Annotated in this window: 17 protein-coding genes; 2 read left to right on the top strand and 15 right to left on the bottom strand. The window is 59.3% G+C overall.

The window, feature by feature from the left end; all coding sequences use genetic code 11:
* Positions 1 to 102: 102 nt before the first annotated feature.
* The 15 genes from L901_RS13555 to L901_RS13625 all read right to left on the bottom strand — a co-directional run bounded on the left by L901_RS13555 (position 103) and on the right by L901_RS13625 (position 17225).
* A complete protein-coding gene (locus L901_RS13555) occupies positions 103 to 822 on the bottom strand; it encodes an ABC transporter ATP-binding protein (protein ID WP_059757511.1) in 720 nt (239 codons plus the stop codon).
* Positions 822 to 1637 (bottom strand): ABC transporter ATP-binding protein, encoded by an 816-nt coding sequence (locus tag L901_RS13560; RefSeq protein WP_059757514.1) that lies wholly within the window; start codon positions 1635 to 1637, stop codon positions 822 to 824. The genes L901_RS13555 and L901_RS13560 overlap by 1 nt, the downstream gene beginning before the upstream one ends.
* Positions 1634 to 2947: a high-affinity branched-chain amino acid ABC transporter permease LivM gene (gene livM, locus L901_RS13565; RefSeq protein WP_349642986.1), complete on the bottom strand. Its 1314-nt coding sequence runs from the start codon at positions 2945 to 2947 to the stop codon at positions 1634 to 1636. The genes L901_RS13560 and livM overlap by 4 nt, the downstream gene beginning before the upstream one ends.
* Positions 2948 to 2957: 10 nt before the next feature.
* Positions 2958 to 3875, bottom strand: a complete 918-nt coding sequence (locus tag L901_RS13570; protein WP_059757520.1) for a branched-chain amino acid ABC transporter permease — start codon at positions 3873 to 3875, stop codon at positions 2958 to 2960.
* 82 nt (positions 3876 to 3957) lie between these two features.
* Positions 3958 to 5076 carry an ABC transporter substrate-binding protein gene (locus tag L901_RS13575; protein ID WP_059757523.1) on the bottom strand — a complete coding sequence of 373 codons (1119 nt, stop codon included), beginning with the start codon at positions 5074 to 5076 and terminating at the stop codon, positions 3958 to 3960.
* A gap of 336 nt (positions 5077 to 5412) precedes the next feature.
* On the bottom strand, positions 5413 to 6354 hold the full coding sequence (locus L901_RS13580; RefSeq protein WP_020812706.1) for a LysR substrate-binding domain-containing protein: 942 nt from the start codon (positions 6352 to 6354) through the stop codon (positions 5413 to 5415).
* A 52-nt stretch (positions 6355 to 6406) separates the two neighbouring features.
* Positions 6407 to 7612, bottom strand: coding sequence for an FAD-binding oxidoreductase (locus L901_RS13585; RefSeq protein ID WP_059757526.1), 1206 nt, complete (start codon positions 7610 to 7612; stop codon positions 6407 to 6409).
* The gene (locus L901_RS13590; protein WP_059757528.1) at positions 7609 to 8427 is read right to left on the bottom strand and encodes an NAD(P)-dependent oxidoreductase; all 819 of its coding nucleotides are present in this window, start codon (positions 8425 to 8427) and stop codon (positions 7609 to 7611) included. The genes L901_RS13585 and L901_RS13590 overlap by 4 nt, the downstream gene beginning before the upstream one ends.
* Positions 8428 to 8447: 20 nt before the next feature.
* Positions 8448 to 9653 (bottom strand): pyridoxal phosphate-dependent aminotransferase, encoded by a 1206-nt coding sequence (locus L901_RS13595; protein ID WP_059757550.1) that lies wholly within the window; start codon positions 9651 to 9653, stop codon positions 8448 to 8450.
* Positions 9653 to 11269, bottom strand: coding sequence for a hydantoinase B/oxoprolinase family protein (locus L901_RS13600; protein WP_059757532.1), 1617 nt, complete (start codon positions 11267 to 11269; stop codon positions 9653 to 9655). Before L901_RS13600 ends, L901_RS13595 begins: the two co-directional genes overlap by 1 nt.
* A gap of 3 nt (positions 11270 to 11272) precedes the next feature.
* Positions 11273 to 13351 carry a hydantoinase/oxoprolinase family protein gene (locus tag L901_RS13605; protein WP_059757534.1) on the bottom strand — a complete coding sequence of 693 codons (2079 nt, stop codon included), beginning with the start codon at positions 13349 to 13351 and terminating at the stop codon, positions 11273 to 11275.
* Positions 13348 to 15024 carry a thiamine pyrophosphate-binding protein gene (locus L901_RS13610; protein WP_059757537.1) on the bottom strand — a complete coding sequence of 559 codons (1677 nt, stop codon included), beginning with the start codon at positions 15022 to 15024 and terminating at the stop codon, positions 13348 to 13350. Before L901_RS13610 ends, L901_RS13605 begins: the two co-directional genes overlap by 4 nt.
* The gene (locus L901_RS13615; RefSeq protein ID WP_082710628.1) at positions 15014 to 15640 is read right to left on the bottom strand and encodes an SDR family oxidoreductase; all 627 of its coding nucleotides are present in this window, start codon (positions 15638 to 15640) and stop codon (positions 15014 to 15016) included. The genes L901_RS13610 and L901_RS13615 overlap by 11 nt, the downstream gene beginning before the upstream one ends.
* Positions 15641 to 15742: 102 nt before the next feature.
* Positions 15743 to 16483: an SDR family oxidoreductase gene (locus L901_RS13620; RefSeq protein WP_059757542.1), complete on the bottom strand. Its 741-nt coding sequence runs from the start codon at positions 16481 to 16483 to the stop codon at positions 15743 to 15745.
* Entirely contained in the window at positions 16476 to 17225 is a 750-nt protein-coding gene (locus tag L901_RS13625) for an SDR family NAD(P)-dependent oxidoreductase (protein ID WP_059757544.1), read from the bottom strand. Before L901_RS13625 ends, L901_RS13620 begins: the two co-directional genes overlap by 8 nt.
* 97 nt (positions 17226 to 17322) lie before the next feature.
* On the opposite strand from L901_RS13625, the gene L901_RS13630 reads away from it, so the two are divergent.
* Positions 17323 to 20376 carry an FAD-binding and (Fe-S)-binding domain-containing protein gene (locus tag L901_RS13630; RefSeq protein ID WP_059757547.1) on the top strand — a complete coding sequence of 1018 codons (3054 nt, stop codon included), beginning with the start codon at positions 17323 to 17325 and terminating at the stop codon, positions 20374 to 20376.
* A 47-nt stretch (positions 20377 to 20423) separates the two neighbouring features.
* Positions 20424 to 21155 (top strand): FadR/GntR family transcriptional regulator, encoded by a 732-nt coding sequence (locus L901_RS13635; protein WP_020812717.1) that lies wholly within the window; start codon positions 20424 to 20426, stop codon positions 21153 to 21155.
* The last annotated feature ends 305 nt before the right edge of the window (positions 21156 to 21460 follow it).

Raw genomic sequence — 21460 nt, forward strand, 5'->3', positions numbered from 1 at the left:
ACAAGGATCTTCATCGGCGGCTTTCCTCAGGCGTGAGTGGGAAAATTTCGGTCGGCTTCAACTGAAGCGTGCAGCATGGCAGAGCCTGCTCGCGGAGCCTGCTCAGTGCAGGCCGAGATAGGCCTTGCGGACGTCTTCATTGTCGAGAAGCGCTGCACTTTCTCCAGACAGATGGATCCGTCCGTTGACCATCACATAAGCCCGCTGCGACAGTTTCAGCGCATGATTGGCGTTCTGTTCGACCAGAAAGATGGTTTTGCCCATGCTGGCGATCTCGGACAGAACTTCGAACACGCGCTTGACGACGAGCGGCGCAAGGCCAAGCGAGGGCTCGTCGAACAGGATCAGTTCGGGCCGCGCCATCATGGCGCGCGCAATCGCCAGCATCTGCTGTTCGCCGCCCGACATGGTGCCAGCCATCTGGTTGCGACGCTCCTTCAACCGCGGGAACAGGTCGAACATCGTCGCCCTGTCTTCGTCGAAATGCTCCATCCCGATTGGCGTCGTCCCCATCATCATGTTCTCCTCGACCGACATGTCCTGATAGATCTGCCGGCCTTCCGGCACCAATGCGATGCCGCGTCTGGCGATCCGATGGGTCGACAACCGCGAGATATCCTCTCCGCGATGAAGAATACGGCCGCCAGTTGCCCGCGGCGATCCGAAGATGGTCGACAGAAGCGTCGTCTTGCCGGCCCCATTTGCACCGATCAGGCTGACGATCTCGCCGGAACGGATATGCACATCGACGGATTTCAGGGCCTCGACCGGCCCGTAATGGGTATGCACCCCAACGAATTCGAGAAGCGGGATTTGCTGCATCAGTGGACCTCTTCTTCGCTGACGCCGAGATAGGCGGCAATCACGGCCGGATCATTCGCCACATGGTCAGGCGTGCCATTGGATATGACTTCGCCGTGGTCGAGCACGACGATATGGTTCGAAATCCGCATCACCAGCCCCATGTCGTGCTCGATGACCAGCACCGTCAGGTCATGGTCGGCCCGCAATATCTGCAGGACCTCGGACAATTCCCTGGTTTCTGCCGGATTGAGGCCGGCAGCCGGCTCGTCGAGGCAGATCAGCTTTGGCGAGGTGCACATGGCACGGGCAATTTCCAGCCGTCGCTGGCGGCCATAGGGCAGTTCACCGGCAAGCCGGTTGGCATCCTCGGCAAGATGCATGCGCTCCAGCCAATAATAGGCGCGGTCGACCGCCTCGCGTTCGGCGCGGCGATAGGCAGGTGTCGAGAAGACACCGCTCAGCAGATTGTTGGCGGTCTGCCGGTGCTGAGCCACAAGAAGGTTTTCCACCACCGACATCTCGCGGAACAGTCGGATGTTCTGGAAGGTGCGGGCGATGCCGGCACGGGTCGCCAGATGCGAGCCACCGGTAATCGGCCGGGCGATCAGTTCACCGATATCCTGCGCACCGTTCTCGCCATGCAGAAGGATATTGCCTTCGCTCGCACGATAAAAACCGGTGATACAGTTGAACATCGTTGTCTTGCCGGCCCCGTTGGGGCCTATCAACGCGGTGATTGCGCCTTTTTCGACGGAAAAATTGACGTTGCGGTTAGCAACGATGCCGCCGAAACGCATCGTGACATTGCAAACTTCAAGGAGCGGTGCGGTCATCGGCTTGCCTCCGCATTGGCGCCAAGAACAGGAGACGACGCCCGTTCGGCAGACTTGGACGGGAAGAAGGCCGGCCGCGTGACACGGACGAGGCCGCGCGGTTTCCAGATCATCATCACCACCATCAGCACGCCAAAAACGAAGACACGATACTCGGCGAAATCGCGCAGGAGCTCGGGAAGAATGGTCAGGACGAGAGCCGCCAGCACCACTCCGACCGTCGACCCGAGACCGCCGAGCACGACAATGGCGAGGATCAGCGCGGATTCGAAAAAGGTGAAGGATGTCGGGTTCACGAAGCCCTGATGGACGGCGAAGAACACACCGGCGAGGCCGCCGGTCGAAGCGCCCAGCATGAAGGCGGAAAGCTTGATGAAGACGTGGTTGACGCCGAGAGAGCGGCAGGCGATCTCGTCTTCGCGCAGGGCTTCCCACATGCGGCCGAGCGGCATGACACGCAAACGCTGCACCGCATAGATCACCGCGCAGACAACGAGGAACAGCACCAGATAGATGAACCAGAACTTGTAGTCGGCATTGTAGGGAATGCCGAACGCCTCGTGGAAGGGGGTTCCACCCTGGCGCGCCGTGCGGGTGAATTCGAGGCCGAACAGGGTCGGTGGCGGCACCGGTGCTCCGTTCGGACCGCCAGTGAAGGCCAGCCAGTTATTGAGCACAAGACGAATGATTTCACCGAAACCAAGCGTGACGATGGCAAGGTAGTCGCCATGCATCTTCAGAACCGGAAAAGCGAGGATCATGCCGCAGAGGCTGGCCAGGAACGGAGCAATAATCAGCGCGCTCCAGAAGCCGAGACCCAGATATTGCGAACCGAGCGCCAGGAGATAGGCGCCAACCGCATAAAAGGCAACGAAACCGAGATCCAGCAGGCCGGCAAGGCCAACGACGATATTGAGGCCGAGACCCAGCAGGCAGTAGATCAGGGCGAGGATGGCAATACCCAAAAAATATTTGTCGGCGACGAAAGGCAATGCGAGACCGGCGAGAAACAGGATCGCAAGGAGCGGAGCAGGCGAACGCTCCTGCCCCGACCGCACCGTCACGCCACCGCCGCTGCGGCTCAGTATCGCCGAGATACGCCGGCCGGCCGGCGTCATCGAGGCGACTGACAGCACGACCCTGCCGAGGGTAATGATGGCTGCGATCAGAACCGCGTGAACAAGTTCGTTGCGGAAGGTGAAGCCGTCGAGCACAAGGCCGGAAATCGGCCCGACCAGCACGAGCGACACACAGAAGGTCAGCAGAGCCTCCTTGCCAAGTTTCAGCAGAGGGTTTTCATGCGTGTTCATCATGGCCTCCTCACACCTTCTGGATTTCAGGCCGCCCGAGCAGGCCATAGGGGCGGAAGAAGAGAAGGACGATCAGCAGGCCAAAGGCGAAAACATCCTTGTAGTCGGTGCTGACGTAACCGGCGAAAAGCGCTTCGGTCAGCCCAAGGAGAACACCGCCCAGCACCGCGCCGGGGAGCGAACCGATCCCACCAAGCACGGCGGCGGTAAAGGCCTTGATACCCATCACAAAGCCGATGAAGAAATTGAAGGAGCCATAGTTGAACGTCACCAGTGTGCCCCCGACTGCCGCAGTCGATGCGCCGATGACAAAAACGGTGGAGATGATGCGGTCGGTATCGACGCCAAGCACCGCGGAAATCTGGCGGTTCTGCTGGGTCGCGCGGCACTGCCGTCCGATGCGCGTATGATTGATAACATAGGTCAGGATACCCATGGCGACCAGCGATGCGACCAGGATGATGGTCTGCATATAGGTAATCTGCGCAAAGTGCTCTTCGCCGCCGAAGCGGAAGGCGCCCTGTATCAGGATCGGAACGCCCTGGTCACGGGCTCCCTGGGCGATTTGAACATAGCTTTGCAGCATCAGCGAAATGCCGATGGCCGAGATCAGCGGCGCAAGTTTGGTCGAACCGCGCAAAGGCCGGTATGCAACGCGCTCGATCGCCCAGCCGTAGACCGCCGTGATGAAACAGGTGATGACGAGAATGGATATCAGCGCGAAGGGCACTGACTGGATGCCGAAAAAGCTGATGACGGCAAGCACGATCGCCGCGACGTAAGCAGAGACCATGTAAACGTCGCCATGGGCAAAGTTGATCATGCGAATGACGCCATAGACCATGGTATAGCCCACGGCGATGAGACCATAAATGGTGCCCAGCGTGATCCCGTTGATCAGCTGCTGCGCCAAGATGTAAAAATCCATGGCGAACCCCTTTTTTGATTGTTTTTGCCTGCGCAGGCGGGGCCGACTCGGCCATGCCGACCGGCCCCGGTAACAGGATCGTTTAGTTGCGAACCGGAGCGCCCTTGTCGTCGAAAGAGTAGAAGACGAACTTGAAGTCCTTGACGTCGCCCTTGTCGTTCCAGCCGAGATTACCGACCGCGGACTTGACCGTGTTGACGTGCAGCCATTTCACCTGATCCTCAATCTTGCCATCCTTGGTGCCCTGAATGGCCGCCACGATGGTCTGGGCGCTGGCATAACCGAACAAGGTGTAGTTGTCGGGCGCGATGTTCTGCTTTTTGAGGTCCGCAAGTGCATCCGCGGATGCCGGATCTTCCTTTGGATCTGCCGCCGACGAATAATAGACACCCTTGAGGTTCTGCGCGCCGCCGGCTGCGGTCACGATTTCGGCCTGGGCAAGCGCGTCACCGCTGACGAAGGCGACGTCCAGTCCCTGTTCGTGAATCTGGCGGATGAGCGGGCCGGCTTCAGGAATGAGGCCGCCAAAATAGACGGCTTTTGCGCCCGAGCTCTTGATCTTGGTGACGAGCGCGTTGAAGTCGCGTTCACCGCGCGTCAGCCCTTCATAAAGAACCGGCTCGACCTTGCGATCGGCGAGCGTCTTCTTCAACGCATCCACGAGGCCCTGACCGTAGGTATCCTTGTCATGAATAAGAGCGATCTTGTCGATTTTCAGCGTGTCGAGGATGAACGAGCCGGCAACCACGGCCTGCTGGTCGTCACGACCGCAGGTACGGAACACGGTTTCGAGGTCGCGGTCGGTGACGATCGGGTTGGTCGAAGACGGGGTAACCATGAGGATACCGGCGTCGTTGTAAATTTCAGATGCGGGAATGGTGCTGGACGAGCAGAAGTGACCGACGAGCGCCTGCACCTTGTCCTGGTCGACAAAACGATTGGCGACCGCGACCGCCTGCTTGGGCTCGCAGGCGTCATCGCCCTTGACCAGCTCCACCTTCTTCCCATCGATGCCGCCGGCCTCGTTGACGTTTTTGATATAGGCAGAAACACCGGTCCACACCTGCTCACCAAAAGTGGCGTTGGCACCTGTCATCGGGCCCGCAACGCCGATCTTGATCGTGTCTGCAGCATATGCGCTGGAGACGACAAGAGCCGACGCGAAAGCAGCGCCCGCAAGAAGCTTCGAAATAGAATTCATTTTTTAAATCCCTCTGGTTTGGCCCAATGACCGTTAGCTGCCCGGAGAATTGCTCTCTCTTTTTGTTGCGATAGCCATCCCCGGGGCCTGTCGCGACAACCAGGGAAAAGGAGCTTAATCGAGGGCGCGTTTGAGAGGGATTTCTGTCGTTCTCCGTCCATCCGGCCAGAAGAAAGACTGCATTACTTGCGGTCCTGACCAAACCAAGAAACAACAGCGATAGACAAGATTTACTTTCTCTCCCTGCTGTCGCGGCAAGGCGACGAAAGCTTGCAGCGCCGCGTCAAGAGAAGCGTCGGCGCATTTGTGCGTTCCGGTTTTCGGAGGGTGGAAAAATCAGTCGAATTCACGTCTGGAGGACCAATCCTCCGCACAAATCCACTCGCAGAACGTCGAGATGATTTTGACCCGCTTGTGGGCTCGCGGCACAACGAGATAGAACCCGGGCACATCTCGCTCCTCCATACCGTCCAGCCGGTCGATCCCCAGGGGAGCGGCCAGCCTGCCCGCCTTGATATCGGACAGGGCATCAAGTCTCGAGACAAGCCCGACGCCGAGACCCGACACCGTTCCCCGGCGCATGGTGGCAGCATCCTGAAACTCGATTTCGCCGGCGATTTCCGCCGGCTCCAGCCCCAGGTGTCTCAGCACCTTGCCCCACAGGTTTCTGGCCATAACGGGATGTAAAAGCGTGAACGCCGTGAGGTCTTTCGGCTCCCGAATCCGCTCAGCGAGTTCGGGAGCGCAGCAAATGATCTTCGGATCACGCACCAGCAGCTGGCAATCATAATCCTTCCAGGCCCCGAAGCCCCACTGGATACAAACGTCCACCTCGTCAGCGGCGAAATCGCGGATGCTGACCATGGTTGTCATGCGAATATCCGCGCCGGGCATCAATTCGCGGAATCGTTCCAGTCTCTCCATGAGATAGCGGGTCGCGAAATAAGGGCTGACATTGATATTGATACGGTTTCGATAAGTGGAATTGGTAACGCGGCGAATGCCTTCGGTGAATTCATCGAAACCCGCCTCGATGAAGTGGGAGAGCACGATGGCCTGTTCCGTGGGTTCTATCACCCGCGCCTTGCGCTCGAAGAGCGGCACATGAAGAATGTCCTCCAGCAACTTGATCTGCTGGCTCACGGCCTGCGGGGTGACCAGCAATTCATCGGCAGCACTACGAAAGCTTCCCTGCCGCATGACGGCCCAGAAGGCGCGTAGCGCATTCAAAGGGGGAAGTCGCATATGCTGCCCGGCCAATTTCACCTCCGCTGCCAAACGAGATTTCCGACGCTTATCCGAGCTGTGTGCATCGGATAAGCGCTGTATATTAGATCACCGCCTTTTCAAGGAAAGGTCGATTTTCGACAATGCGTTCAAAGCCGACTTCCGTCAGGTCCAGTGTCCGGTATTCGCCATAAACGATCAGTTCGGAAACGCCGCGCCCTGTCGCCGGTCCCTGCTGCAGGCCATGCCCGGAAAAGCCGTTGGCGAAGATGAAGTTGCGAACCTGTGGATGACGGCCAACGACCAGATTGTGGTCCAGCGTATTGAAGTCGTAATGACCGGCCCACTGGTTCACGACCTTGATCGCCTCGAAAGCGGCTGACCGTTCGGCAAGGGCCGGCCAGATGATTTCTTCAAACTCTTCGTAGCGCGGTTCGAAATCGTCCCAGTCCGCTGCCGGGTCTTCAATGGGTGGGCAGCCGGACAGGAAAAAACGACCCTCGGGACGGCAGAAGACACCGCTCGGGTCGATCATCAGCGGCAACCGACCCTGGTTGACTGCAGCAGTGCCTTCCGGCGTTTTCGCACAATCGAAGACGAAAAGCGTGCGCTTGCGGGGTTCAACCGGAATATGAAGACCGGCCATTCTGGCGGTCAAAGCGGCACGCGGGCCCGATGCGTTGACGATTGTACCAGCCTTGACCACGGCGCCGGATTTCAACGTTATCTGTGTTACGGTATCGCCTTCACGACCGATCCCAACCACCTCGCCGGTGACATATTCGGCACCCAACGAGCGGGCCTTGTTCTTGAAGCCGTACATCAGACCGGTATTGTTGAACCAGCCTTCGCCGGACCGGCCGTAGGACGCAAGTTCGATGTCGGCGACATTGAGGTGCGGGAAGGCTTCACCGAGTTCATCCCTGTTCCAGAGAACGACATCGGCGCCACATGCCTTTTGCGCTAAGTGATTTTCCCGCAGAATCTCCACCTGCTCCGGCGTACTGGCAAGGAAGAGATAGCCGCCGGAATGGAAGCCGAGATCGGGCTTGTCATCTCCGACCTGCATCATCTCGCCGAAATTGCGGATCACCTCGGACCCGTACTGGCTGATCCTGACGTTGATCGGATTGGAGAACTGCGTGCGGATCGATGACGACGACAGCGATGTCGATGCGGTCAGATAGGTCGGATCCCGCTCCACGACCAGAATGGAGCCTTTGAAGTCCGGATTGGCGGCGAGATAATAGGCCACAGCGGAGCCGATGACCGCTCCACCGACGATCACCACGTCATAGGCGTCTTTCATTTGGAGACCTCATCGTCAGGATGTCCGAGATCGACGAACCAGCCGCCGAGATAACGTGTGGCGGGCGCTTTTGGGTCATTCGGCGCCGTCCGTCCCTCGACATCGGCGCGAAATCGTTCGGAATTATCCTCCGGCTGAAAACCGATGTGGCCGCTCAGGGAATTGTCCACGGGCTTAACCTTATTATCGGAGATGCCGAAGCTGATTGTATGTCCAATGCGCGGAGCCGTCAGGCTGGCTTCGACGAGGCGCACGCAATCACCGAACGAAAGCCACGACCAAAGCATGCGACGGTCCGCAGGCTCCGGGAACGACGAGAATATGCGCAGGCAGGCAGATTCGATGCCGAACTTGTCCCAGTAGAACCGGCTTAGTGCCTCCACGAAGCATTTCGATACGCCGTAAAGGCTGTCGGGGCGCACCGGCGCATCGACATCGATATGCGCTTCCAGCTCGTGATAGCCGATGGCGTGAACCGATGAGGCATAGACGACGCGCTTCACACCATTCTGCCGGGCGGCTTCGTAGATATTGTAACTGCCCTGAATGTTGGAATCGAGAATGGTCGCCCAGCCCGTCTCAAGCGGCGCGCCGCCAAAATGAACGATGGCGTCGACACCCTCGGCAGCCTTCATCACGGCAGCTGCATCCGAAAGTTCGAATGTCAGCGCTTCCTCGTTGGCGCGGACGTTTTCTACCGCAATGCGATCAGCAAGGCGCAGCGTGTCTGCAAGATGCGCAAGCCCCTTGCGTAACTCGGTGCCGAGCCGTCCGGCCGCACCGGTGATCAGGATGGTCTTGAAGGGTTTTGTCATGGGATCCTTGAGGTCCTGTCTTAGCTTTGCAGTCTGGAAACGGCAGCCGCAATGCGGGCGATGGCATCCTGAAGGATGGCCTCGGATGTCGCGGTGGAAATACGGAAGAAGGGAGACAGGCCGTAGGCCGCACCCGGTACGGCCGCGACATGAGCCTCGCGAAGAAGATAGGTTGCAAAGTCGCTGTCATTGGCGATCGTGGCGCCTTCCGGCGTCTTCGCACCGATAAGCGCCGCGCAACCGATATAGGCGTAGAACGCGCCTTCCGGCGGATCGAGCGTCAGGCCTTCGATTGCGGAAATTCCGCGCACGACGAGGTCCCGGCGGCGCTCGAACGCCTCACGGAAGCGGCTGACCTCTTCCTGGGGTCCTTCGAGCGCAGCTTGCGCCGCGATCTGCGCCACCGCCGCAACCGATGTGCAGGACTGGCTCTGCACGGTCGACATTGCCTTGATGAGATCCTTCGGACCAGCGGCATAACCGACACGCCAGCCGGTCATCGCATAGGCCTTGGAGACGCCGTTGACGATCAGGCTGCGGTCGCGCAGGTCCGGGCGGGCCTTACCGAAGCTGACGAAACTGCGGCCATCGAAAATGATGTGTTCGTAAATCTCATCGGACAGGACGAGAACTTGCGGATGGCGGGTGAGAACGACGCCGAGCGCCTGAAGCTGTTTCTCGCTGTACACTGCGCCGGACGGATTGCCCGGCAGGTTGAGAAACAGCCATTTCGTCTTCGGTGTGATTGCTGCTTCCAGCACTTCGGGCGTCAGGCGAAAACCGTCTTCGGCACCGCAAGCCGGTGTCACCGGCACACCACCCAAAAGCTTCGCCATTTCCGGATAGGAGACGAAATAGGGGGCGGGAAGGATGACCTCGTCGCCCTCGTTGACGGTCGCCATCAGAGCGTTGAAGATGATCTGCTTGGCGCCGTTGGCAACGGCGATCTCGTCGAAGGCAAAATCAAGTCCGTTCTCGCGTTTGAACTTGCCGACGATGGCGCGGCGCAGCTCTGGTGTGCCGGGTGCGGCGGTATAAAGCATCCGGTTTTCGCGGGCCGCCTTGAATGCCGCCTCGGTCACATGCGCCGGGGCGGAAAAATCGGGTTCACCGAGACCAAGATCGATGACATCGACCCCGGTGGCGGCCAGATCCTTGGCTGCCTGCGACACGGCCATCGAGGCCGAAGGTTTTACCGCCGCAAGACGGTCTGCAATCCTCGTCATCATTTCGTCTCCGTCACATAACCCTTGCGGACATCTTCGACCTTCGCCGCTTCGCTGCGCTTTTCCGGATCGCCGAAACCGCCGCCGCCCGGCAAATGCAGGACCAGCCTGCGTCCGGAGGGCACATGCTGCCATCCTTTCGGCCGCAGCAATGTTCCGTCATCCAGCATGGCCTTGCCGGGCTTTCCCGGTTCGCCGCCATCGCGACCCGCCGCCGGTGTCCCGATGCGGTCGAACATGGCGGAGAAGTCGAACTCATGGCCATCGGCCGGCGCGATCTCGATGATCTGACCGAGACCGCCGCGATATTCGCCATCGCCGGCGGAATCCGGACGCAATTCCTTGCGCCAGACGACAATCGGCCCGGTATGTTCCGTCGCCTCGATTGGCATCGTATGGACACCGGAGGGGAAGGCCGTTGCAGACAGTCCATCAAGGCCAGGCCGCGCGCCCATGCCACCCGAATTGAACATCAGCACCTCGGCGCGCCGTCCTTGTGCACCGGCAACCGGCCGGGCGGAAATATGGATGTTCCATAGCGCTGCGGCGCCTTCGGCGAGGATTTTTCCCGGCAGCGCCTTTGCAAGCGCGCCAAGCACAAGGTCTGGCACCATGTGTCCGATCACGTGCCGAACAGAAACCGGAGCCGGGCGCTCGGCGTTGAGAATATTGATCGGAGAGGAAACGTTGAAGACGGCAAGCGAAGCCGCATTGTTGGGAATGTCGGGGGCGACAACGCATTTCAGCGCGTAGCAGGCATAGGCCTTCGTATAGATCAGCGGCACGTTGATGCCCCACCGGCTCATCGCGTCCGTGCCGGAAAAATCGACATCGACCGACGTGTTGCTGATCGTTACCTCGGCAGCCAGATTGATCGGCTCGTCGTAACCGTCAGTCAGAAGCTCGTTTTTCCATGCGCCTTTCGGCAGGGCGGCAATCCGCTCCATGATCGCTGTGTGCGTGCGCGAGAGGATGAAAGCGCCAAGCGTCTCGAGATTGGGAAGGCCGATCTCGTCCAGCATTTCGATCAGGCGACGATGGCCGACGTCATTACAGGCCGCAAGCGAGAAGAAGTCGCCAATGACCTGGTTCGGCTCGCGAACATTGAGGCGCAGTATCTTCAACAGATCCCTGTTCACCTCGCCGCGCTCGGCGAACTTCATGATCGGGATCTGGATGCCTTCCTCATAAACCGACTTGCCATCGGCGCCGAAACCACGACCGCCGACATCGACGACATGTGCCGTGCAGGCGAAGAAGCCGATAAGTTCGTCTCCCTTGAAGGAAGGGGAAACCATGGTGATGTCGTGAAGATGGCCGGTGCCCTTCCAGGGATCGTTGGTGACGTAGGTGTCACCCGGATACATCTCGTCGCGCGGAATTTCCGCGATGAAGTGCAGCACGGCCTCAGCCATCGTGTTGACATGGCCCGGTGTGCCGGTCACGGCCTGCGCCAGCATTTCACCCTTTGCGTTGTAGACACCGGCGGAAAGGTCGCCTGCCTCGCGCACCGAGGTCGAAAAAGCGGTGCGCAACAGCGTCATCGCCTGTTCTTCGACGACGGAGATCAGCCGGTTCCACATCACCTGCATGCGGATTTCGTCAAGCTGGCTCATGGATTACAGTTCCTTTCGGATCAGAAGGATGGTGCCGTCGCTCTGGACGATGGCGTCAAACGGCGAGGTGACGACGGTCGAGGTTTCACGCTCGACGATAACCGCCGGACCGGCAACACGCTCGCCGACCCTGATCGTCGAGCGTTCCACGATAGCCGTTTTAAGGGGTGCTCCCGCGGCTGGATCGAACACATCGCGCGTGATGGGGGTGTCAATCGAGCTACCGGCGGAGATCAGCGCATGGCGCTCACCACCGGGGCGCACATCCTGCGCCTTGACGGAGAATGTGACGAATTCGATTTCAGGCCCCTCCACTGCCCGGCCGAAGAACTGGGCATAGCGCGCCCTGAAATTCTCCTCGATCATCGCGCGGTCGGCAGCCTGGAAATGACGGTCCGGCAGGCTAACCGGAATTTCCCAACCCTGGCCACGATAGCGCATGAACGCCACCACTTCCCGACTGATCTTGCCAGCCGTGCCGGCGCGCACGAAACCCTCGGCGGTCTCCTTGAGGTCGTCCAGCAGCGTGTTGAGCCGGGCGGTATCGAAGGCCGACAGGCCCATGATCTGCGAGCCGACCGCCTCATAACCGAAGGGAGCCTTCAGGAAGCCGATCGCCGAACCGACACCGGCGCCCTGTGGGATGAGGCAGCGGTCGACGCCGAGCTTTTCGCAGAGCCGCGCGGCGTGCAGGGGGGCGGCACCGCCAAAGGCGATCATGGTGTTTTCCGAGATGTTCTTGCCGTTTTCAACCGCATGGACGCGGGCGGCATTGGCCATATTCTCATCCACCACCTCAACGATGCCGAAAGCAGCCGAAAGCGGATCGAGCCTGAGCTTGTCGCCGACGTCGCGGGCTATCGCGGCGGACGCCTTCGCGGTTGACAGCTTGATCTTGCCGCCAGCGAAATTGTCGGGATCGAGCTTGCCGAGAACAAGGTCGGCATCCGTGATTGCCGGCCGCTCGCCCCCACGCTGGTAACAGGCGGGACCCGGCTCGGACGCGGCCGATTCAGGCCCGGCCTGAATGCGTCCCATGGCATCGACCCAGGCGATCGAGCCGCCGCCAGCGCCAATCTCGATCATTTCAATGACCGGGATGGAGATCGGCATGCCTGATCCCTTGCAGAATCGGTAGGTGCGCGCGACCTCAAACGTCCGGGCGGTCTGCGGCTGGAAATCCTCGATGAGGCAGATCTTTGCCGTCGTCCCGCCCATATCGTAGGAGACCACCCGCTGAAGATCGAAGCGGCGCGCCACATCCGCTGCGAAAATCGCACCGCCGGCCGGGCCGGATTCGACCAGCCGCACGGGAAATTCGGCCGCCGTCTCTACCGAGACGAGGCCGCCGCCGGAATGGATCATGAAGACCGGGCAGGAGGCGCCCATTTCCTTGAGACGGACCTGGAGACGATTGAGATAGTCGGCCATTTGCGGGCGCACATAGGCGTTTGCACAAACAGTATTGAACCGTTCGAACTCACGCATCTGCGGCGAAACCTCGCTGGAGATCGAGATCGGCAGAGCGAGTGTTCGGGCGAGAATTTCGCGGGCGCGGCGTTCATGGTCCGGGTTCATGTAGGAATGAATGAAGCCGATGGCGACGGCGCCGAAATCTTCGGCGGCGATCCGTCTGGCGATTTCCTCCAGCGCCTGCTCGTCCAGCGGCTGAAGTTCCGTACCCTGCGCCGAGATGCGGCCCTTGACCGGGAACCGGTCTTCCCGTGGAATGAGCGGTTTGGGCAGAACGAGATCGAGATCATATTGCTCGAAGCGGTTCTCCGTACGCATCTCGATCACGTCGCGAAAACCCTCGGTCGTCACCAGCGCTGTGCGCGCGCCACGACGCTCGATCAACGCGTTGGTGGCAAGCGTTGTACCGTGAATGATCAGCTCAATCTGCGAAATGTCGATACCAGCATCGCGGATGACGATGTCGATACCGTCCAGAATGGCCTGTTCGGGCGCTGCATAATTGGTCAGAACCTTGGTCGAATACAGCGTTCCACGCACGTCGAGAGCGATATCGGTGAACGTACCGCCGATATCTGCGCCGAGGCGGATGTCGTTTCCGATGGTCATGCGTTTTCCTTCTTGGCAAGCGCGGCCTGGCGCATTTCGGAAAGGGTCTGTCTCGGTGTCAAAGCTTCCGGCGAGATATCGAGATCGAGAAGCGCACCGGTTCTGGAGGAAAGCGCACGCTCGAAAGCCTCTGCGAAGTCAGCCGTCGCCGTCACCCGCTCGGCATGGAAACCATATGCTTTGGCAAGAGCGACAAAATCCGGATTGACCATTTCGGTTCCCGAGACGCGGGCCGGATAATGGCGCTCCTGATGGGCGCGGATCGTGCCGTATATGCCGTTGTTCAGCAGAAGGATGATCGGCTGTGCTCCGTGTTGCAGGGCCGTTGCAAGTTCCTGGCAGTTCATCTGGAAATCACCGTCACCGGCAAAGCAGACGACTGTGCGCTCCGGGAAGGCAACCTTGGCGGCAATCGCCGCCGGTACGCCATAGCCCATCGCACCGGACTGCGGGGCGAGAAGCCGGGCCCTGGTGCCGAACCTGAAGAACTTGTTCGGCCAGACGGTGAAGTTGCCCGCGCCATTCGTCAGGATGACGTCTTCCGGCAATATCTCGTTGAGATAGGCTGTGACTTTGCCCATATCGACCGGCGACGGCAGATCCTTTAGGTTAAACCCTGCCTCGTAAGCAGCGCGGCCCTTCTTTCGCCACTCGGCCCATGGCCCCTTGACCGGTTCGAGCGCCGAGAGCGCTTCGGCAAAGGCATTCGGGCCGGCATGGATACCGAGTTCAGGCTGGTAGATCTTGCCGATCTCCAGATCGGAACCGTGCACGTGGATGATGCGCTGACGCGGCTGCGGGACGTCGAACAGCGTATATCCATCGGTGGAGTTTTCACCGAAGCGGTTATTGATCGCGAGGATCACATCCGCATCGCGCAGCAGTTCTTTCACCGACGCAACCATACCCACTCCGGCTTCGCCGCAGAAAGTGACGGAAGCGTTGTCATACTGGTCCTGATAGCGAAACACAGAAACGACCGGGATATCGGATGCTTCCGCAAAAGCCTGAAGGCGCTTGGCCGAACCTTCCTCCCAGTTACAGCCACCATAAAGAATGACGGGACGCCTGGCCTGCGACAGCAGCGTCACAAGGCGCTGCATGGCAAATTCCGAAGGCGCGGCCTCGATGATTTCGGCCGGGCCGGAAAGCGGCGCCTTTTCCGTCATTGACGTCAGCATGTCTTCCGGAAGGGCGATGACAACCGGGCCGGGACGGCCGGTAACCGCCATCGTCCAGGCGCGGGCGACGATTTCGGGAATGCGCTCGACCTGATCGATCTCGACGGCCCATTTCGCCACCGTTCCAAACGTGGCCTTGTAGTCTACTTCCTGAAAGGCTTCCCTGCCCTTCATGTCGGTGCCGACCTGGCCGACGAACAGGATCATCGGCGAGGAATCCTGCATGGCGGTGTGAACGCCGATCGAGGCATTGGTGGCTCCAGGGCCACGGGTGACGAAGCAGATGCCGGGCTGACCGGTCAGCTTGCCATAGGCGGCAGCCATGAAAGAGGCGCCTCCTTCATTGCGGCACACGACATAATCGAGCCTGCCGACCGTATCATGCAACGCGTCCAGCACGGCAAGATAACTCTCTCCCGGCACTCCGAAGCCTTTGCGCACACCGAGCGCCAACAGGCATTCGACCAAAAGCTGCCCACCATTACGTAACATTGCGCGTTCCCTGATGATTATGAGCGTCGGCTTTGTAGCGTAAAGGCGCCAGACCGACGGTTTCCAGATGTTCGAGAATAGAGGCGACCAGCGAATGAAACGGAGGTTTTTCGCAAATGACCGACTGTGCCGTAATGCCGACGTCGGCCAGTTCGCCTTGAAGGGCGTCCACAAATGCATCATTCGCGCCGGCTACGCTTCGCTCCAGGATCGACGGGCTTTCGCCGGAGTGAGGCGAAACCACAAACAGAGCGCCAAGCCCCTGCTCCTTCATCGCCGGCAGGACCAACCGCGTCAGATGAAACATTGCGGAGAGGTTCACTTCGAGAGCCATGTCTATGTCGGCTTCCTGAAGCTTCTCAAACGCCTTTTCGGTGGGCCACCGCAATGCGGCGTGCACGACGATATCGGGTTTCATACCCTCGACGATCACCCGCACCGCCTCACGATCGGTCAGATCGATCGCCATGGGAAGCACGCCGAAATCGCTGCGAAGCTCTTCCAGAACCAGCCTGTCGCGCCCAAGGGCGCAAGTTTCATAGCCGGCGCAAGCAAGTGCCGCCGCCACCGCACGGCCCGCCCCCCTTGTTGCCCCTGTTACAAGTGCCCTCGACATCGATCACCCTCATATTTGCAAAGATGATGACCACATCGCCGCACCGGCGAAATCAAGAAAATGAAAAACTTCGACAAGTAATGCTTGTTGCTGCGAGCATCCCTACTCCTGAAACTTGACCATCGTACCGCCGCCGGTCGCCTGGTCTGTCGGGAAAACCTCGATGCGTGCGACATCGACAAATACCGGAAGCTCAATCGCGTTGACGATGATCGATGAAACGTGCTCCGGCTGAACAGGACGATAGCCGTCATAAAGCAGCGTGCGGGCAGAGTTTCCTGCCATTGCCGTCCGGTAGAGGTCCGTTTGGACCCGTCCCGGCACCACTTCGGTTACCCTGACAGACGTCCCCAGAAGATCGCATCGCAGGTTGTCGCAGAAGAGGCTGAGACCCGCCTTCGATGGGCCGTAGGCGCCCATATTCGGATATGGCGCCTGACCGCCGCTTGAGCCGATGTAAACCAGATGACCGCGCCTGCGCTCAACCATGCCCGGCAGGAGCGCCCGTGTGAGATGCATCGGCGCCTTGAGATTGACATCGATCATCGCGTCGATCTCGGCGGGATCGATCTCGTGGAACGTCGCACGGGTGGAGAGGATGCCCGCATTGTTGACAAGAACGTCGATCTCTACGCCCTTGACGGCATCTGCGATCCTTTCCGTCTCCCGCACATCCGCCTGAACCGCGATGACACCTTTTTCAGAGGACAGTTCATCGAGCTGTTCCCGGTTGCGGCCGATTGCATAGACCGTCAGGCCGCGCCGGGCGAGTTCAAGCACTGTGGCCTTGCCGATGCCGCTAGTCGCCCCTGTGACGACGGCGTTGCGATAGACGTCAAACATAGATGTAGCCCCCGCTGATGACGACGTTCTCGCCAGTCGCGTAGGTATTGCGGCTTGACGCCATCATGACGATCCATTCGGCCATTTCGACAGGCTCTGCGGCGCGACCCAACGCACTCGCTTTCGCAAGCTCGGGAAGAAAGCCGAGTTCCTTGGCGCGATCCGTGGCAAAACCCGCAGGTGCAACGGAATTGACGAGGATCTGATCTTTTGCGACTTCCGCAGCGAAGGATTTGGTGAGGCTGACGACTGCCGCTTTTGTTGCTGCATAGTGAGCGTTTTGAGGGTGCGCTTTAAAAGCATCGACAGACGTCACGTTGACAATACGGCCAGTCACTTCCGGCGCATTGACGTGCTGGCGCATATGAAGAATGGCCGCCACCATCATATGATATGTGCCCTTGACGTTGATCGCGTTTTCCAGATCCCATTCCTCGTCGGTGATTTCAAGGATCGGTTTGCGTGGATAGATCGCCGCGCTGTTGATCAGGCAATGTACCCTGCCCAGCCTCTCCGCAATCTCGTTGAAGCCACGGTGAGCGGTCTCGGATCTGGCGATATCAGCAACCGACGTTGCGACTTCCACACCGAGGGCCCGCAAAGTCTCCGCCGAAGACGCGAGCAATTCCGCATTTCTATCGATGAGGCCAATCCTGGCAACGCCGTGAGACGCCATGAGCTTTGCCGTTGTCAGGCCGAGACCCGAAGCTCCGCCAACGATGACTGCTGTTTGATCTTTCACGTTCCACCTCTCTATTTCAGTTGCGCCACCTTATTTGTATGTTATCACTTATATGCCAAGTTAATCCAACCTCAAGTAAATTTTTCTGCGAAAACTCATGATCCCAAGGCTGCAGACGAGTGGCGCCCCTCGTGCCGATACCGCCGGTTTTTTTGAACGTCTCGTAGAGGCAGGGTTTTCCGGCAACGCCGATGCCGGTGCTGCAACGCGCACCGTTTTTTCGACGGACAATTCCATCTACCAGGTGGAGCCGTCGGCCGTGGTGTTTCCCAAGGATGTCGAGGACATAAAAATCCTCATGCACGTCCTTTCCGAAGCACGCTTCGAAACAATGCAGGTCGTCGCGCGCGGGGGCGGCACGGGAACGAATGGCCAGTCTCTGACAACCGGGCTCGTCGTTGACTGTTCGCGGCACATGAACAGAATACTCGAAATCGATCCGGCGCGCAGGATCGCCCGCGTGGAGGCCGGCGTCGTCAAGGACCAGCTCAACGTCGCGCTCAGGGAACACGGCCTTTTCTTCGCTCCGGAACTGTCCACGTCCAATCGAGCGACAATCGGCGGCATGGTATCGACCGATGCGTGCGGCCAGGGTTCATGCCTTTACGGGAAAACGAGTAATCATGTCCTCGGGCTCAGAGTGATCCTGAGTGACGCAACCGACTGGTGGTCCCACCCGCTCGATGACATTTCGCTCGCCAAAGTCATGGCCCGCACGGATCGCATTGGGCAGATCCATCGTACAATCGACCGCATCGCGCGGGATGACGGCGCCAGGATCGCAGAGGTTTTCCCCCGGCTCAACCGCTACATGACGGGATACGACCTGGCGCATATCCGTCGCGACGATGGACGCTTCGATCTCAATGCCGTCCTTTGCGGATCCGAGGGCACGCTGGCTGTCATCGCCGAGATCGAACTCAACCTGCTGCCAATTCCAGAGCATTCGGCGCTCGTGAATGTTCGTTATGCCGATTTCAACGCCGCCCTGGAAGACGCCCGGCGCCTCACCGAGCTTAACGTAGCCTCAGTCGAGACCATCGACGAAAAGGTGCTGGGCTTGGCGAAAGGCGACATTGTCTGGAGCGGCATTGCCAGATTTTTCCCCGATGATGGAGAGCATTCAACAAACGGCATCAATATCGTTGAGGTGCTGGCCGACAATCCGGCGGAGTTGCGCCTGAAAGTCGAAGCGGTGACGTCTGCATTGCAGGGTGAGGCCGAAATTCGCAGCAAGGGCCACACCATCGCTTCGGCTGCTGCCGATATCGAGGCGATCTGGAACATGCGCAAGCGGGCCGTTGGCCTTCTGGGCAATGTGGATGGGCCCGTTCGTCCCGTTGCGTTCGTCGAAGACACAGCGGTTCCTCCGGCCAACCTCGCCGCCTACATCAGAGAGTTTCGTGCGCTGCTCGATGGAGCCGGCCTTTCCTACGGCATGTTCGGCCACGTCGACGCCGGGGTCCTTCACGTTCGGCCAGCCCTTGACCTGACGCGTGAGGACCATGTGCCGCTCATTCGAGAGATTACCGACGCCGTCGTTGCCCTCACACGCAAGCATGGCGGCGTTCTTTGGGGCGAACACGGAAAGGGCGTCAGATCCGAATATGTTCCCGAGTTCTTCGGCGACCTTTACCCGCGTCTGCAGGAAATCAAACGGGCGTTCGATCCGGCCAACCGCCTCAACCCCGGCAAGATTGCAACGCCTGACAATGAACCGCTTCTGAAGATCGACGACGTGCCCCTGCGGGGCTCCGTTGACAGGGAGATTGGCAATAACATCCGCGCCGCCTTCGACAATGCCGCATATTGCAATGGAAACGGGGCCTGTTTCGACTTCGATGCGACGAGCCCGATGTGTCCATCTTACAAAGCGACCCGGAACCGTATCTACTCGCCGAAGGGCCGTGCTGCATTGATGCGTGAATGGCTGCGGCTTCTCGCCGAACGGGGCGTCGACCCGAGGAGGGAAGCTGAAAGACTGGGCAAATCTGGAAAGGCGCTGGGATTTGTCAGGCGCACGTTCAACACGCTCAATCCGGCCAATCGTTCCGACTTCTCGCATGAAGTGCGGGAAGCCATGGATACCTGTCTTGCCTGCAAGGCATGCGCGGGCCAGTGCCCGGTAAAGGTCAGCGTGCCTGCTTTCCGCTCGAAGTTTCTAAATCTTTATTACGGCCGGTACCTGCGGCCTTTGAAGGATCCGCTTGTCGCCAGCATCGAGAGCACCCTGCCGCTCATGGCCAGGTTTGGCTCGCTTTATAATCGGATGATTTGCAGTTCACCCGGCCGGGCCGTAATGAGACTGGCCGGTCTCACAGCGCTTCCCGGCCTGGCGTCCTCACCGCTCCCGCGCCTGGCAGCGCGTATGGGGGTCGAAATCGCAAGGCCGGACAGGATCGAGTCGTTGCCTCCGGATCAACGAGAACGCGTCGTCATTTTCGTGCCCGACGCCTTCACAGCTCATTTTGATCCGTCCGTGGGCGTTGCCGCGATAGAGGTTGCGCGATTGCTCGACTTGATCCCGTTCGTCGCACCGCCCCTGACGAACGGCAAGGCGCTGCATGTCCACGGTTACCTCGACCGCTTCAGAAAGGCAGCTTCGAAAACCTCGGGCGAGCTTCAACGGCTTGCGGCAACCGGCGTTCCGCTGGTTGGTCTCGATCCGTCCATGACGCTCGCTTTCCGCAGCGAATACAGGGAGCTGAATGGTGGAAACACGTCAACGCATGTGCTCCTTCCACAGGAATGGTTGGCGGATGTCACCAAGCTGAAAGATAGGGCGGGAGTGACCCGGAGTGGCCGGCAATTCAGACTGTTGCCGCACTGCACGGAGCGCACCAATGCGCCCTCCTCATCGATGCAGTGGAAAGAGGTTTTCAACGCCTTCGGCATGGATCTGCAAATCGCAAACACAGGCTGCTGCGGCATGGCGGGAACCTTCGGACATGAAGTGCGCAACCGCGACATATCCGAAAAACTATATGGGATGAGCTGGTCTGCCGAAGTCGCGCGTTCCGACGATATGGTTACGATGGCAACGGGCTATTCATGCCGCTCTCAGGTGAAGGAAATCGATCGGAGGCGGCTCCCGCATCCCCTGGAGACGCTGTCGGATGCCTTAAAAACGATGCGTCGCAAAGTGGAATGATATGTGATATGTGTTAAATTTAACCGATAGGTGAGCAGGGGCATCCATTGTCGATCATTACGCAACGCGGCAATCTGGCGGAAATCGTTGTTGCAAAGCTCAACGAGCGCATCGACTCAGGCCTTTATTCCGCAGGAGAAAAGATACCATCCAGCGCCCAGCTTTGCGAGGAGTTCGGCGTATCGCGTACGGTCATTCGCGAAGCGCTTATGTCGCTCAAAGTTTCCGGCAGGGTCATAGCACGCCAGGGCGCAGGCGTGTTTGTCACAGACAAAGACGCAAAGACACTGAACTTTGAGATCAGCCGGATAGAAGACATTCGTTCAGCAATGCAGATTCTCGAATTGCGGCTTGGCGTCGAAATGCAGGCGGCAGCTCTCGCTGCAACGCGCCGAACGCCGGAGGCGCTGGCAGAGATCGCACGAGCCTACGATCACCTCGAAGCGCTTGAAACTGAAAGCGCTGAAATCGAGGCACGCGCCGATTTCGAATTCCACCTTGCGATTGCGCGGGCCACACGCAACCCGCACTTTCCAAGCTTTCTGGAAGCGGTGATGGAGAATATCAACTTCGAACTGGTGTTCAAACATCGCCAGTCATCGCGCGCCTACCAGACCTATCTCAAAAAAATCAACAAAGAGCACGCGTCCATATTGTCAGCAATCACTCAGGGCGACGCCAAAGGCGCCAAGAATGCAATCGCAGCCCATCTTGAGGAAAGCCTCAATCGATATCGTGCATTGCTGGACGAGCCGGCAAGCAGCGAAGCTGCGGAGTAATTGGGGCGAGGCGTGTTTCTGGATAGCCAAACCAAAGAGGACTGGGTCAAAGAACGACTCGGCCAACTCGAGGCCGCGAAGCTCTTGCCCGGCTCGAGAGACTGACGGAAAACTTGCTGGCCAAAAGCAGCCCTAGAAACGGCAGCAAATCTTTTGTGCGACGCAGCCTCGCGAGCCGTTGAGGGCCGAGTTCATTGCAGGGAGATCGAACGCTCGCCGGATAGATACAGCGTCATACAAAGTTTGAGTTGACCCTCCTGGACGGTGAGGCGACACTTGAAAGCCGAAACAGGGGGGGGGGGGGG

This window comes from Agrobacterium sp. D14, assembly GCF_001526505.1.
Taxonomy (GTDB): domain Bacteria; phylum Pseudomonadota; class Alphaproteobacteria; order Rhizobiales; family Rhizobiaceae; genus Agrobacterium; species Agrobacterium leguminum.

What these genes read in the sequence shown, in the direction of transcription:
- L901_RS13555 (WP_059757511.1), bottom strand. Translation starts at nt 822, where the DNA reads ATGCAGCAAATCCCGCTTCTCGAATTCGTTGGGGTGCATACCCATTAC.
- L901_RS13560 (WP_059757514.1), bottom strand. Translation starts at nt 1,637, where the DNA reads ATGACCGCACCGCTCCTTGAAGTTTGCAATGTCACGATGCGTTTCGGC.
- livM (WP_349642986.1), bottom strand. Translation starts at nt 2,947, where the DNA reads ATGAACACGCATGAAAACCCTCTGCTGAAACTTGGCAAGGAGGCTCTG.
- L901_RS13570 (WP_059757520.1), bottom strand. Translation starts at nt 3,875, where the DNA reads ATGGATTTTTACATCTTGGCGCAGCAGCTGATCAACGGGATCACGCTG.
- L901_RS13575 (WP_059757523.1), bottom strand. Translation starts at nt 5,076, where the DNA reads ATGAATTCTATTTCGAAGCTTCTTGCGGGCGCTGCTTTCGCGTCGGCT.
- L901_RS13585 (WP_059757526.1), bottom strand. Translation starts at nt 7,612, where the DNA reads ATGAAAGACGCCTATGACGTGGTGATCGTCGGTGGAGCGGTCATCGGC.
- L901_RS13590 (WP_059757528.1), bottom strand. Translation starts at nt 8,427, where the DNA reads ATGACAAAACCCTTCAAGACCATCCTGATCACCGGTGCGGCCGGACGG.
- L901_RS13595 (WP_059757550.1), bottom strand. Translation starts at nt 9,653, where the DNA reads ATGACGAGGATTGCAGACCGTCTTGCGGCGGTAAAACCTTCGGCCTCG.
- L901_RS13600 (WP_059757532.1), bottom strand. Translation starts at nt 11,269, where the DNA reads ATGAGCCAGCTTGACGAAATCCGCATGCAGGTGATGTGGAACCGGCTG.
- L901_RS13605 (WP_059757534.1), bottom strand. Translation starts at nt 13,351, where the DNA reads ATGACCATCGGAAACGACATCCGCCTCGGCGCAGATATCGGCGGTACG.
- L901_RS13610 (WP_059757537.1), bottom strand. Translation starts at nt 15,024, where the DNA reads ATGTTACGTAATGGTGGGCAGCTTTTGGTCGAATGCCTGTTGGCGCTC.
- L901_RS13615 (WP_082710628.1), bottom strand. Translation starts at nt 15,640, where the DNA reads ATGTCGAGGGCACTTGTAACAGGGGCAACAAGGGGGGCGGGCCGTGCG.
- L901_RS13620 (WP_059757542.1), bottom strand. Translation starts at nt 16,483, where the DNA reads ATGTTTGACGTCTATCGCAACGCCGTCGTCACAGGGGCGACTAGCGGC.
- L901_RS13630 (WP_059757547.1), top strand. Translation starts at nt 17,323, where the DNA reads ATGATCCCAAGGCTGCAGACGAGTGGCGCCCCTCGTGCCGATACCGCC.